Genomic DNA, 13,859 nt, shown 5'->3' with positions numbered 1-13,859 from the left:
TCCCCAATTCCAAGCGTGTCTAGCTACGCCTGCGTGTTTGGCTGCTAGGGTACGTTGTTGGTTGTTTAGGTTAAGTTTTGTTTGGAAGCTTTTGAGCAACTTCTCTTCACTCCTCTACGATGCAAGGGATTTTTGTGAGTGATGTTTCTCTTGAGGTGGAATAAACTTACTCATTTCCACATAATAGCATCTATTATTGAGTAAGTTTAGGGATAAATAGGTAATTTTATGGCGGCTGCTCCCACCCCCTTATTTGCGATCGATAATTGCCCATCTCAAGCCGATCGCAACTGACTGAGGATAGCATCGACATTTTTCTTGGCATCACCAAATAACATCCGGGTATTTTCCTTGTAAAACAGCGGATTTTCGACTCCCGCGTAACCGCTTGCCATACTGCGCTTCATCACGACAACTTTCTTGGATTTCCACACTTCCAGCACTGGCATTCCCGCGATCGGACTGGCAGGATCTTCCATCGCGGCTGGGTTAACGGTATCGTTAGCGCCAATCACCAGCACCGCATCAGTTTCGGGGAAATCTTCGTTAATTTCCTCCATTTCCAGCACAATGTCATAAGGCACGCTTGCCTCTGCTAGCAATACGTTCATGTGTCCGGGAAGACGACCTGCCACTGGATGGATACCGAACCGAACCTTGACGCCCTTATCCCGCAGCATCTTGGTGACTTCCGAGAGAGAGTGCTGAGCTTGCGCTACCGCCATACCGTAACCTGGAACGATGATCACGTTCTTGGCATCGCGCAACAGTTCCACGGTATCGTCAACGGTAGCAGATATTACTTCCCCAACCACTTGGCTGCTGGCGGATACCGTCCCCGAAGCGGTGCCGAAACCACCCAGAATCACGCTGATAAAAGAGCGATTCATGGCGCGGCACATAATGTAACTGAGGATAGCACCGCTACTGCCGACAAGCGCACCAGTGACGATCAGGAGGTCGTTGGATAGCATAAAACCGGCGGCGGCGGCTGCCCATCCAGAGTAGCTGTTGAGCATGGAGACGACGACAGGCATATCCGCACCGCCGATCGCCATCACCAGATTAACGCCCAAAACTCCCGCCAGAGCTGTCATAATCAGCAGGGATTGCAGTCCGGTGTGACCTTCGGCACCCATAAACAGGTAGCCCAGGAACACAGAAGCAAGTAAGATGCCGAGATTGATCAAATGGCGTCCCGGCAAAAGGAACGGTTTGCCGGTGATCGCACCGCGCAGTTTTCCAAATGCAATTATCGATCCGGTGAAAGTAACGGCACCGATAAAGACGCCGATAAAGATTTCCAGTTCGTGGATGGTAGCTTCTACACCGACGATCGATTCATTCGGTTGCAGGTAATTGGCGACACCTACCAATACTGCGGCTGCACCCACAAAACTATGCAGGATCGCCACTAACTCAGGCATGGAAGTCATCGCCACGTTAGCGGCAACGATCGCACCGATAATTGCCCCCGGAAGAATTACTGCTGCGAGGGTGCCGTATTCGGTGAAGCCAGCGTTGAGGCCCAATATCGTGGCGACGATCGCAATCAGCATCCCGATGATGCCGAACAGATTGCCCTTGGGTGCGCTTTCTTGATTGGACAAACCACCCAAACTGAGGATGAATAGGGCGCTAGCACCAATGTAGGAAACTGTCAATATACTACTTGTCATTTGTCAAATTTTGGATTTTGGATTTGGCGCGAAGTGGGCGTCTTGGCGGTGACCGTCACGATGCCCACCTTCGCAAGAGAGGATTTTGGATTTTGGATTTTTAGATTTTGGATGAATGGCTAGGTCATCAGTTGCATGAAATATCTGATTCTGCTCATAGCCCCAATCCAAAATCTAAAATCTAAAATCTAAAATTATTTGCGGAACATCTTGAGCATTCTTTGGGTGACGAGGAAGCCGCCGGAGATGTTGATCGTGCCGATAAGGATGGCGATCGCACCCAAGATAGTAGTAGGTGAAGTTAGCGAACTGGAGATTTGGAGAACGCCGCCAATGATGATGATGCCGCTGATGGCATTGGTAACGCTCATCAAGGGCGTGTGCAGGGCGGGTTTCACGTTCCAAATCACCTGCCAGCCGACAAAGCACGCCAGCACAAATACGGTGAAGTGAGACAGGAACGAAGGCGGCGCACCGATACCGACGCCCAGTAAAGCTAAACCAGTTAAACCTAGCGTGACTAAATCGCCTGTACTGAAGGTAGATGTGGATTTTTCAGGCGCTGTTACCGCTACTTCCGCTGGTTTTGCGGCTGCTGGGGCAGCGGGTTTGGGCGGTTCTGGTGCGGCTTTGGGGGGCGGTGGTGGCAGTCGTTCGCCTTCGTAGACGATCAGCGCACCGCGCACTACCTCATCCTCCATATCGACTTTGTACTGACCGCCTTTGGTCATGTCGTCGAGGAGGTGGAAAAGATTGGTGCCGTAAAGCTGGCTGGATTGGGGTGCCATGCGGCTGGGGAGGTCGGTGTAGCCGATGATAGTCACACCGTTGTGGCGGTTAATTTCCCCTGGCTTGGTCACTTCGCAGTTGCCGCCTTGTTCTGCTGCCAAGTCTACAACGACGGAGCCTTCTTTCATGCTCTCGACCATATCTTTGGTAATCAAGATGGGGGCGCGTTTGCCAGGGATTAAGGCTGTGGTGATGATAATATCGACATCTTTGGCTTGTTCGGCAAATAGTGCCATTTCCGCTTTGATGAATTCTTCGCTCATCACTTTGGCGTAGCCGCCCGCACCGGTACCGTCTTCTGCGAAATCGAGTTCGAGGAACTCTGCGCCCATACTTTGTACTTGCTCTTTTACCACAGGGCGAGTATCGAAAGCGCGGACGATCGCACCCAAACTTCTCCCTGCACCGATCGCCGCCAGTCCCGCTACGCCAGCACCAATTACCAACACTTTAGCTGGCGGCACTTTGCCGGCGGCGGTAATCTGTCCGGTAAAGAAGCGACCGAAATTGTTGGCAGCTTCCAGTACGGCGCGGTATCCGGCGATGTTTGCCATCGAGCTGAGGGCGTCCATTTTTTGGGCGCGACTGATGCGGGGAATCGCATCCATCGAGATGACTGTGGCTTTGCGGAAAGTCAGACTTTCTACCAGTTCGGGGTTTTGTGCAGCCCAGATGAAGCTGATGAGGGTGCCGCCTTCACGCAGCAATTCGGCTTCGTGCTTGCCGTCTGGACCCATTTCTGGCGCACGAACTTTGAGGACGATATCCGACTCTGCCCATAGGGTGGGGGCATCGGGGATGATTTTGCATTCGGCTTGTTTGTAGGCTTCGTCGGGAAAGCTGGCTAATGCGCCTGCGCCTGACTCTATAAGTACTTCAAAACCTAGCTTCATAAGTCGCTTGGCTGTGTCTGGCGTAGCGGCGACGCGACATTCGCCTGGGTGGATTTCCTTGGGTATGCCAACTTTTATGGGTGTTTTTGTTTCCATTCAAATAAATTCCAAGCGTGCGTAGGGAATCTTATGTATTTGAACTTAATTGCCCTGTTCGCTTTTTTTGTACTTTGGCGATGTGGGGCTATTTTTGTCTCAAAAATTTTAGCATCCACAACTGAAATGGCTGATTTTTTTGTAACAATTTTTTTATCAAGTTTTGAAAAAGCCATCGTAAATAAAAGTTGCAAAGATTAGAAAGCTTTTAAATAATGGCTGAGGTGGCTCGATCCCGAATTTTTTTTGAAGATTGCTTTATGGATGCGCGAGATGTGGTAAAGAAGCGGATGAAAAGGACGAACCGCTGACAATACCTTGATGTAAAATTCGATCGCTTCTTTGAAGTTGGCAATAACTTCTTGCAGTGAAAAAGCTGAAGCTATACAAATTTCGATCAAAAATTTAACTAGCGGGTCGCCAGCTATTCAAAAAACGCCTGGTGTTGTTGGTGGCGATGTTTGTATTGGCAGAACTTGCATTCCAGTTTGGTCGTTGGGAATCGATTATGATAGTAGATATTACTTGAGCGGCAAAGCGACTTATATACATGATAGTCAAAGAATTAGAAACGCAACTTCTTTCCTTAACTCCAGATGAAAAGGCTGAAGTTATACAAATCTTGCTGAAAACTTTAAGCAGCGGTTCGAGAGGAATTACAAAGACTCCAGATGTCATGGGTGGTGAAGCTTGTATCGATAAAACTCGCCTTCCGGTTTGGTTGTTCGTAAGTTTGCGCGAACAAGGTGCGACTGATGCCGAACTTCTGAAATTTTATCCTCACATTAGTGCTGCCGATTTGGTGAGCGTTTGGGCTTATGCTGATGCACATCCAGAGGAAATTCAAAAAGCACTAAGAGACCAAGATGAAGCAATGGCATCTGAAGTATAATCTATGGCAAAGATATATGCTGATGAACAATTCCCACTGCCAGTAGTGGAACTACTCCGAACTTTAGGCCATGATGTCCTCACAGTTCAAGAAGCAGGAAACGCTGGAGATTCCGATCCTGAAGTGTTAGGGTTTGCTGTGAGTAATGAAAGAGCCGTTTTGACACAAAATCGTGGAGATTTCATCCGACTGCACATTCGACAACCTGACCACGCTGGTATTATAGTCTGCACAGAAGACCAGAATGTAGAGAGGCTGGCTACACGCATTAATGAGGCTATTTCTGCTCAGGAAACTTTGAAAAGTAGATTGATTCGAGTCAATCGTCCGCAGAGATGAGGATGTATTGACTTTTGTCCAAAGTTATCCATTCGACATGGGGAGTTTCTAAAACTATGGGTTACGCATTAGACCCGGAATCAATAAGAGCATACCGCAATACAGTGATGGTGTTTGCCCATGACCTGTGGCGGGAAAAAGATCCACAAACAAGAGCAACTTTAGCAATGTATCTGGCAGATGCGGCGACAACTTTGGCAAGGCTTGAGGTTGAGGAGGCAAGAAAATTACAAGAAGAGAAGCTGGCTCAAAATGCTTAGCTTATCGATTTTATAGGGAAAATTTATTTATTAACTCGGCGTTGCGGCGTTAGATTAAGTAGGTTGCGTCAGACGCACCCTATAGACTCAAAATTAATAACTCGAAACTTGCGTTATTAGTCGTTAGTGATTAGTCGAATGGTACTTACTTGAGCAAAACTTGCTGCCCAGATCCCCGACTTCTTGAAGAAGTCGGGGATCTTGACAAGGCAGAGTTCACTTTCCCGATCGCATTTTATTTGAGCATTTATACTTAGAATTTAGCTAACATAATGGCGTCCTAAAGCGAGAAAATAGAGATCTAAAGGATTGTAAGCATTTCTCGTTCCCAAGTTGAACCTGGGAGTGATGTCAAAGAGGCTCCGCCTCGCTGCAATTCTAGACCCAAGCATTGCCCAAAATAGGAGTCCGCTAGCTGTGGTTGTACAAGTATCAACTAATACATACGAAACTAAGACCCAGGAGATAGCCAAACAACTTCTGGCTGCAACTAAAGAAAATCGTTCGTTTTTTGCCCAAATGCGCGACCAAATGCGCTGGGATGATAAATTATTATCGTGGGCAATGTCTAACCCCGGTTTGCGAGTGCAGTTGTTCCGCTTCATCGACTGTCTGCCGTCTCTGCGTAGCAAACCGGAAATAGCGCGTCACTTGCAGGAATATCTGGGGGATGAGTCGGTGGAACTTCCCGCCGCACTCAAGGGTTTGTTAAATTTTGCTAACCCAGATTCGATGCCGGGACAGTTGGCGGCGACGACGGTTTCCACAGCAGTTGAAACTTTAGCTCATAAGTATATTGCTGGCGAAAATATTAAACAGGTAATTGAGACGGTTAAGCGACTGCGTAAGGATAAAATGACTTTCAGCATTGACCTCTTGGGTGAGGCGGTGATTACGGAAGCGGAAGCGCAGTCTTATCTCGATCGCTATCTGGAATTGATGGAACAGCTGACAGAAGCGGCGAAAAGTTGGTCAAATGTTGAGGCGATCGATTCTGCTGATGGCGAACCATTGCCAAAAGTGCAAGTATCGGTTAAAATAACAGCTTTTTACTCCCAGTTCGATCCGCTGGATGAGAAAGGCAGTCAGCAAAAAGTGAGCGATCGCATTTGCACCCTATTACGCCGCGCTAAAGAGTTAGGTGCAGCAGTTCACTTCGATATGGAACAGTATGCTTACAAAGATATTACTTTGAGCATTCTGAAACAGCTATTGCTGGAAGAAGAATTTCGTTCTCGTACAGATATCGGTATCACGATTCAAGCTTATTTACGCGACAGCGAAAAGGATTTGCGCGATTTAATTGCATGGGCGAAGTTACGCGGTAATCCGGTGACTGTGCGTTTGGTGAAAGGTGCGTATTGGGATCAGGAAACGATCAAATCTGCCCAGAAAGATTGGCCTCAACCAGTTTACAACGACAAAGCAGCAACAGATATCAACTATGAGAAATTAACTCAGTTGATGTTGGAGAATCACGAGTATATTTATTCGGCAATTGGTAGCCATAACGTTCGCAGTCAAGCGCGTGCGATGGCGATTGCCGAAACTTTAAATGTACCGCGCCGCCGTTTTGAGATGCAAGTGCTTTACGGGATGGCAGATAAACTGGCAAAAGCGATCGTCGATCGCGGTTATCGGGTGCGAGTTTATTGTCCTTACGGCGACTTGATTCCCGGTATGGCTTATCTGATTCGCCGCTTGTTAGAAAATACAGCTAATAGTTCTTTTCTACGGCAAAGTTTGGAAGAACGACCTATGGAGGAATTGTTAGCAGCGCCAACTTTAAAAAGTGGCAAAGTTGACGACAAAGCTGAGTTTACCAAAGCGTTCCCAAATGTAGCAGATACCGATTATTCAGATAAGGAAGAAAGAGAGCGATCGCAGCAAGCAATCCAAACCGTTCGTCAACAAATCGGTAAAACTTATTCACCATTAATTAATGGTGAATACATCACTACAACACAAACCATCGATTCTGTCAATCCCTCCAATCCCAGCGAAATTGTGGGCAAAATCGGACTGCTTAGCGTCGAACAAGCAGAACAAGCAATTCTAGCAGCAAAAGCAGCTTTTCCCGCTTGGCGAAAAACTCCAGTACGCCAACGTGCAGGCGTGTTGCGGAAAGCCGCAGAAATCATGGAAAAACGCCGCCACGAATTAACTGCTTGGATGGTTTTGGAAACTGGCAAACCAGTCCGAGAAGGAGACGCGGAAGTTTCCGAAGCTATCGATTTCTGCCGTTATTACGCTGACGAAATGGAACGGTTGGAACAGGGATATAACTACGATATTCCGGGTGAAACTAACCGTTACAACTATCAACCGCGAGGAGTTTCGCTAATTATTTCCCCTTGGAATTTCCCCTTAGCTATTCCTACAGGAATGACTGTCGCTTCCCTCGTCGCCGGAAATTGTACCCTTCTCAAACCTGCGGAAGTTTCCTCAGTAATTGCAGCCAAATTAGCAGAAATTTTAGTAGAAGCTGGCATTCCCAAGGGCGTATTTCAATTCGTACCAGGAAAAGGTTCTTCTGTCGGCGCTTACATGGTGAAACATCCCGACGTTCACATGATAACCTTTACTGGTTCTCAGGAAGTCGGTTGTCGAATTTACGCCGATGCTGCCATTTTACAACCGGGACAAAAACACCTGAAACGAGTCATCGCTGAAATGGGTGGGAAGAATGCGGTCATCGTTGATGAAAGTGCGGATTTAGACCAAGCAGTTGCTGGTGTCGTGCAATCAGCTTTTGGTTATAGCGGCCAAAAATGTTCTGCTTGTTCGCGAGTAATTGTGCTGGAATCCATCTATGATGTGTTTGTACCGCGTTTGGTGGAAGCTACTCGCAGCCTCAATGTTGGTGCTGCTGAAGATCCCAGCACAAAAGTCGGCCCCGTCATCGATGCTAACGCCCACAAACGCATTTTGGAATATATCGAAAAAGGACGTCAAGAAGCAAATTTAGCTTTGCAAATGTCTGCGCCGTCAAATGGATATTTCATTGGGCCTACAATTTTTACGGAAGTTTCTCCCACGGCTACTATTGCACAGGAAGAAATTTTTGGCCCGGTGTTGTCTGTAATTAAGGTGAAGGATTTTGAGGAAGCGATTAAGGTTGCTAACGGTACAAACTTTGCTTTAACTGGCGGTTTGTATTCGCGTACTCCTTCCCACATTCAAAAAGCGCAAGACGAATTTGAAGTGGGGAATTTGTATATCAATCGCGGTATTACTGGTGCGATTGTGTCGCGTCAACCTTTCGGCGGATTCAAACTTTCTGGCGTCGGTTCCAAAGCAGGTGGCCCCGATTACCTGCTACAATTCTTGGAACCCCGTGCGGTGACTGAGAATATCCAACGTCAGGGTTTTGCGCCAATTGAAGGGGCAGAGTAAGTGTAGCAGGACTTACGCACGAAGAAGCCAGAAACCGGTTTTCTGCGTCGATATCTAGTTGAGAAACTCACGATTTTGCATAGAAACCGGGTTTCTTTGCGTAAGTCCTAAGTAGGATAAAAATACGATCGACTGACAAAGAAAATATCCGAAAAGATAAGTTTTGTCAGTCGATCGAGTTTAGTTGTATCGTTAGTAAATGAGTGATAGGAAAATTGTCTGTTGAAATCGAGGGTTAAATTTTTACCGCAGATGTAGGGCATCCTAAAAGGTCAAAACCAATTCACAGCAAGCATTTCAATGAGTGACTTTTGACTTTTGACTTTTGCTATACTTATTGGCGAGATCGAATGTAATCAGACCCTACCCACTCATCCCAAATGTCCGGGTAATCATCATAACTAACTAAATGCAAACCATACCAAGCTTTTTTCACCTTTGCTGGATACCATTCTTCATCAGATTGAGCTTCTACTCGCTCGCCAACGGCAAACATATCAGGCGCATAAGGACGAATTCGTTGCGATTCTACCGATTCCTCTGATTGGTCATCAATATATAAAACTCTCACTTCTGAACCGTTAGTCTCTAAGGTTTTGGCCTTATACCAATCACCTGAATATTCTACCTCTACCCGTTTACCTTCAATCGATTCTATCCGCTCCGAAACGCTGGCAAAAACCATTTGCTTATCGAAATCGTTAGTAGTAAAAAACATCGATTTTTGCTCTTCAATAAATGCCATTTCCAATTCGGCATAACGCGCTAAATCGTACAGCGTAATTACTCCATCCTTATCCAAATCTACTACTGGGTCGCCCAACAAACCTTTATACAAAGATTCCGTAAAAGTCCAACCACCCGTTGAGGTATTATGAGTATAGGCAGAACTAATGCAAGCGTAGGAAATATCGCTATCTCGCCGTTTTAATTCGTCAATTAATCCGCCTGAATAGCAACAATCAGCTAAAAGCAACACTTTTGAGCCATTAAAATTATTCTCAATGCTATCAAAAATGCTAGAGATAGACCAATAATTATCTCGGTCTGACCCATTAGCATCATAATTAATAAAGTAATGTTCTCCCGTATCGCTATCCCAATCACCGTGACCTGCAAAATATAAAATAAATAAGTCACCTTCTTCGGTGTTGGCTAATACTTCTGTTAAACTGCCTTGAATGGCTTCTATAGTTGCTTCACTATCTTGTAAATAGATAATTTGTTTCCCTGGGAGTCCCGCCGCCCGGAAAAATTCTACCAATTTTTCGTCAAAACGTCCTTCTACAGCTTCGGGAAAACCGGGCCAAACATCAGAGTTTTCCCATTCTAAGATTCCGACAGAGAAAAGCCAAGTTTTCTGGGGTTTCCAATCTCTTCTTGTCATTTTTAACCAATTTATTGCTAGCTCATTTTTTCTATTTAAACCTATTAGCCCCTAACCAACAAATTACTAATCAAGCTTTATATAATTAGTCCTAGAGCAAACTAATCTGGTGCGATCGGTGATTCAAAGCGAGAAAGACAACCAGTTTAAGAAGGGTCTGCTAGTCCTGGCTATAATTTGGCTGGCGGGTGCGGTGTGCGATCGCATCTGGTTTGCCATCGACCATTCTATCCCAGCTTGGGATCAAGCAGACTACCTCACAGGTTCGTTAAACTATTGGCGAGCCTTACAACATCCCCAATGGTTTTCTGGGGAATGGTGGACGAGTTTTTGGCAACTCACTTCCAAAGTCCCGCCGTTTACCTACATCGCTACAGGTATTGTTCAAAACGTATTTGGCACTGGTGCAGATAAAGCCACACTTGTCAACCTCTTTTTTAGCGCTATTCTATTAGTCTCCGTTTATGGTTTGGGCGTAGAATTATTTAGCGTTGAAGTCGGTTTATTGGCGGCGGCGATATGTCAGGTTTTGCCAGGTTTATATCGATTTCGCCTAGATTTTCTGCTTGACTATCCGCTCGCATCTGTTGTGACGCTTGCTTTCTATTGTCTGACGGTTTGGAGAGCAAAAATTAGTGTGGGCAATTCCCACCTTAGCTGGTTTTGGGCAGCTGCTTTTGGTCTTGCTTTCGGCTTGGCTTTAATGGTGAAGCAAACAGCTATATTTTTCCTATTCATACCAATAGTTTTGGTAATAAATGACGAACTTCGTAATTTCTGGAAAAACTTAAGATTAAAAATTAAAAATCAGCCTTCTTCTATTTTTAATGCAACTGAAAGATTAGCTCAACTATTAGGTGCTTTGTTGTTGTCAGTGTTAGTATTTGGCCCTTGGTATCGCACGAATTGGCTGCTAATGCTGACAGCTGGGAAACGAGCTACTGTAGACTCTGCGATCGCAGAAGGCGACCCTGCCCTAAATACGATCGATGCCTGGATATTTTATTGGAAAGATTTACCTTATGTAGTTTCTTGGCCTCTGTTGCTAGTACCCATCGTCGGTCTACTACTTTATCTGGGTAAGTTAGCCATTAGAGGAGTAGAACAGCTACGCAGGAAAACATCTGAGGAAATAGAGCCGCTACGGAAAATAGCAGCGGAAAGTGAACAAATGTCAGCTTGGCAGGCCGAATTTAAGAAAACTGGCAAGATGCCGCCCGAATTTAGGAAAGCAGCAGCGGAGATCGAAAAACAAATGTCAGCTTGGCCGCCCGAATTGAGAAAAACAGCAGCGGAGATCGAACAACAGCCAGTTTTGCAGATCAAATTATGGCACAAAGTTATAGTGTTAAGTTGCTGTTGTCTATATTATCTGGGTATACTTCTCAATCTAAAATTAGAGTTTCGAGATCTCAGAGGTACAGGTGGTAATAGCTTTACTCGATCGCCTATTAAATGGTTAGCTATATTTTTGGTAAGTGCCTATCTGCTTTGTTCTCTAAATATTAACAAAGATACCCGTTATGTTTTGCCATATTTGCCAGTGCTGTCACTGTTCCTCGCTTACTGGTTGACGCTTTGGACTGGGCGCTGGTCACAATATATCCGCCGCATTACTATCGGTTTAGCGATATTATTAATGTTGGCAAATATCTATCCGATCGGGGGTACTTGGTTAACGCAAATTCTCAGTCCCCGGTTTCAGCACTATCCTTATATTGGTGCCCAGTTTCCCCATCAGCAGGTAATTGCAGAAATCGTTAAAACGGAACCATACCTGCGATCGACTTTAGGCGTACTACCCTCGACACCAGAACTAAACCAACACAACTTCAATTATTACGGTGCTTTAAGCGATTTTCAGGTTTACGGGCGTCAGGTAGGAACGCGAAAAAAACACCTACAGCAAGATGCACGGTCTGTGTCCTGGTTCCTCACCAAAACAGGAGATCAAGGTTCCGTTCCCAGCGAAGCGCAGAGTGCGATCGTCCAAATTGTAGAGCAAGGTGGAGATTTCCAGTTACAGAAAAGTTGGAATTTGCCCGATGGCAGTAATTTGAATCTTTACCACAGCCGAAAGCCACCAGTACAAGTACAACCGTTAAGCGAAGAAGTAGCAAAGCAGGAGATAATTTCTCAATCCGCAATCCCCAATCCAAAATCCTCTCTTGCGAAGGTGGGCATCGTGACGGTCACCGGAGCCATTCCGATCTTGGGGTCTCCCCAAGTAGAGGACATGGCGTCCAAGACGCCCACTTCGCGCAAAATCCAAAATCTAAAATTGAATCGCGTTACAGTACCAGATCGATCGCCTCCTGGAGTTCCAGTCCCCGTCGTCTACGATTGGTCTGGTTCTTGGAACCAGTTACAGTCAGGCTTGGTATTGTTAACTTGGCGCAGTTCGGCGGTTTCTCCCTCACAAGCAACAAAGTCCGCGCTTGCATTGAAAACAGGTGGGACGGGCAAGATGCCCATCCCACAAGCCAAATCTCTCTCTTCTGAGGTGGGCGTCTCGACGGGCAAGATGCCCATCCCACAAGCCAAATCTCTCTCTTGTGGGGTGGGCGTCCCGCCTGCCCAGTGCATTAGTAAAAAATCTCAGACGAAGCAACAAGGATGGCTGCATGACCATGCTATTGGGATGGGAAATTTGCATCCGGGTAACTTGACAGACGATCGCTTGACGGATTCATTTCGAGTTATCGAACGAACGGCGATGCTTCCTCCCGCCGATGTTGTTCCGGGAATTTACACTTTAGAAGCAACTTATCTCAATCGCCAAACTGGTGAAACTTATCCGATTGCAGTACCGCCAGTCACCCTGAAAATTGACCCAACTGCCAAGTTTACACCCGCACCGGAATTAGATTTACTCACTCAGTTAAGAACTTTAGCAGCTCAATTACCCCAAGGCTCAAAAGCACTCGATCGCGTCTTTGACCAAACTGGACGGATCAATCAATACGATCCGACTCAAGATTATCTGATTCAGGCTAGCAAGACACTAAATTACCGTTTGGCACACTCACCGCAAAACCTGCAATTAGCTTATGCTTTGGCGCTGGCGAAGGTGTTGCGGCGACAGCCTGCTGGTGCGATCGCCGCCTTGGAAAGAGTCACCAAACTCGACTCCCAAAACCCCTACGCCTACGCCTACCTGTCTTTCGTCCACTTGTATGACTGGAATCCCTCAAAAGCCGAAAAAGCCCTCAAACCAGCCCTGGCTCTCAATCCCAATCTCCCGGAAATTCAAGCTCTCAGCGGTGCAGCAGCTCTAATGCAAGGAAATTTGATCGAAGCTTGGCATTATTTCCAGCCATTAATTACTATTTGAGATAGCTCATCAAGATTGACTCAATCTGGGCAATTCCAATCGGCTTAGTAAAGTAGTCATTAGCTCCAGCGGCTAAACAAAGTTCCCTGTCACTTTCTGATGCAGTCAGTATTACGACCGGTAGATTTTGCAAATCTGGTTCTTGTCGCAGCGTTGCGAGTAAATTTAAGCCGATCGGGCCTTCCGGTAACTGTAAATCCAACAAAATTAAATCTGGTTTGAATGTTTGCACTTCACCTAGAAAATCAAGACCATTGGCTAAGTGCTTTACGTGATAGCCAATCGCCTGAAGGTAATTCTGTAACACGGAGGCAGTGCGGCGATCGTCCTCCACAATTAAAACACGCATTTTGTCAGAGGCCACTTTTCGAGTGTGGCGTTTGAGGTGTCGGCTGTCGGTTACCTGTGGCCTTGGTTGTGCTGGAGAATGCAGAGCTCTCTCTACAACTGGAAAAACCCCTGCCCCACTGACGACCGCTCCCTCAGTATCCGGCAGAAAAAGCGTGAATTCACTGCCTTGACCCAAAGTCGATCGCACCGTCACATCGCCACCGTGCAAACGGGCTAGTTTGCGAGTCAGCACCAAACCCAAACCAGAGCCTTCACATTGCCACTTAAGATCGCTATCGAGCTGGCAGAACGGTTGAAACAGCAACCGAAGATTTTCTGGCGCAATGCCGATACCTGTAAGTAGTCGGACAAAAGTAATCGACACTGTATGAACTTTTGTTAAGGCACTTGCAGGAGTGCGATCGCTACCCACGGATAGTACAAATGTATTGTAAAAATTGACA

At 46.3% G+C, this 13,859-nt stretch carries 11 protein-coding genes; 5 read left to right on the top strand and 6 right to left on the bottom strand.

What is annotated here, in order from left to right; genetic code table 11:
- The 4 genes from H6G03_RS34760 to H6G03_RS34745 form a co-directional block, all read right to left on the bottom strand.
- A partial coding sequence (locus tag H6G03_RS34760) for a helix-turn-helix domain-containing protein (RefSeq protein WP_190475068.1) occupies positions 1-99 on the bottom strand: 99 nt, incomplete at its 3' end.
- Positions 100-275: 176 nt separating this feature from the next.
- The gene (pntB, locus tag H6G03_RS34755) at positions 276-1,679 is read right to left on the bottom strand and encodes a Re/Si-specific NAD(P)(+) transhydrogenase subunit beta (RefSeq protein WP_190475066.1); all 1,404 of its coding nucleotides are present in this window, start codon (positions 1,677-1,679) and stop codon (positions 276-278) included.
- A 194-nt stretch (positions 1,680-1,873) separates the two neighbouring features.
- The gene (gene pntA, locus H6G03_RS34750; protein WP_190475064.1) at positions 1,874-3,457 is read right to left on the bottom strand and encodes a Re/Si-specific NAD(P)(+) transhydrogenase subunit alpha; all 1,584 of its coding nucleotides are present in this window, start codon (positions 3,455-3,457) and stop codon (positions 1,874-1,876) included.
- The gene (locus tag H6G03_RS34745; protein WP_190475062.1) at positions 3,436-3,633 is read right to left on the bottom strand and encodes a hypothetical protein; all 198 of its coding nucleotides are present in this window, start codon (positions 3,631-3,633) and stop codon (positions 3,436-3,438) included. The genes pntA and H6G03_RS34745 overlap by 22 nt, the downstream gene beginning before the upstream one ends.
- Before the next feature lie 374 nt (positions 3,634-4,007).
- Here H6G03_RS34745 and H6G03_RS34740 point away from each other — a divergent pair, with 374 nt between their 5' ends.
- The 4 genes from H6G03_RS34740 (at position 4,008) to pruA (ending at position 8,344) form a co-directional block, all read left to right on the top strand.
- The gene (locus tag H6G03_RS34740; RefSeq protein ID WP_190475060.1) at positions 4,008-4,349 is read left to right on the top strand and encodes a DUF433 domain-containing protein; all 342 of its coding nucleotides are present in this window, start codon (positions 4,008-4,010) and stop codon (positions 4,347-4,349) included.
- Positions 4,350-4,352: 3 nt separating this feature from the next.
- Positions 4,353-4,688, top strand: coding sequence for a DUF5615 family PIN-like protein (locus H6G03_RS34735; RefSeq protein WP_190475058.1), 336 nt, complete (start codon positions 4,353-4,355; stop codon positions 4,686-4,688).
- Positions 4,689-4,744: 56 nt separating this feature from the next.
- Entirely contained in the window at positions 4,745-4,948 is a 204-nt protein-coding gene (locus H6G03_RS34730; protein WP_190475057.1) for a hypothetical protein, read from the top strand.
- 417 nt (positions 4,949-5,365) lie between these two features.
- Positions 5,366-8,344 (top strand): L-glutamate gamma-semialdehyde dehydrogenase, encoded by a 2,979-nt coding sequence (pruA, locus tag H6G03_RS34725; RefSeq protein ID WP_190475070.1) that lies wholly within the window; start codon positions 5,366-5,368, stop codon positions 8,342-8,344.
- Positions 8,345-8,678: 334 nt separating this feature from the next.
- On the opposite strand, the gene H6G03_RS34720 is transcribed toward pruA, so the two are convergent.
- Positions 8,679-9,731: an agenet domain-containing protein gene (locus H6G03_RS34720; RefSeq protein ID WP_190475055.1), complete on the bottom strand. Its 1,053-nt coding sequence runs from the start codon at positions 9,729-9,731 to the stop codon at positions 8,679-8,681.
- Positions 9,732-9,849: 118 nt separating this feature from the next.
- Between H6G03_RS34720 and H6G03_RS38500 the strand changes: the two genes are divergently transcribed.
- The gene (locus H6G03_RS38500) at positions 9,850-13,065 is read left to right on the top strand and encodes a glycosyltransferase family 39 protein (protein WP_322112027.1); all 3,216 of its coding nucleotides are present in this window, start codon (positions 9,850-9,852) and stop codon (positions 13,063-13,065) included.
- Here the strand turns inward: H6G03_RS38500 and H6G03_RS34710 are convergent.
- Positions 13,058-13,859, bottom strand: an 802-nt coding sequence (locus H6G03_RS34710) for an ATP-binding response regulator (RefSeq protein WP_190475053.1), incomplete at its 5' end; no start/stop codon positions are given. The two genes, H6G03_RS38500 and H6G03_RS34710, sit on opposite strands and share 8 nt — an antisense overlap.

The organism is Aerosakkonema funiforme FACHB-1375 (assembly GCF_014696265.1).
Lineage (GTDB): Bacteria > Cyanobacteriota > Cyanobacteriia > Cyanobacteriales > Aerosakkonemataceae > Aerosakkonema > Aerosakkonema funiforme_A.
Note: the sequence above shows the minus strand (reverse complement) of the source record. Positions and strands in the feature narration are given on the sequence as shown.

Excerpts from the sequence above, each read along its gene's own strand:
- H6G03_RS34720 (WP_190475055.1), bottom strand. The coding sequence starts at position 9,731 with ATGACAAGAAGAGATTGGAAACCCCAGAAAACTTGGCTTTTCTCTGTC.
- H6G03_RS34740 (WP_190475060.1), top strand. The coding sequence starts at position 4,008 with ATGATAGTCAAAGAATTAGAAACGCAACTTCTTTCCTTAACTCCAGAT.
- H6G03_RS34730 (WP_190475057.1), top strand. The coding sequence starts at position 4,745 with ATGGGTTACGCATTAGACCCGGAATCAATAAGAGCATACCGCAATACA.
- H6G03_RS34735 (WP_190475058.1), top strand. The coding sequence starts at position 4,353 with ATGGCAAAGATATATGCTGATGAACAATTCCCACTGCCAGTAGTGGAA.
- pntB (WP_190475066.1), bottom strand. The coding sequence starts at position 1,679 with ATGACAAGTAGTATATTGACAGTTTCCTACATTGGTGCTAGCGCCCTA.
- H6G03_RS34745 (WP_190475062.1), bottom strand. The coding sequence starts at position 3,633 with ATGGCTTTTTCAAAACTTGATAAAAAAATTGTTACAAAAAAATCAGCC.
- pntA (WP_190475064.1), bottom strand. The coding sequence starts at position 3,457 with ATGGAAACAAAAACACCCATAAAAGTTGGCATACCCAAGGAAATCCAC.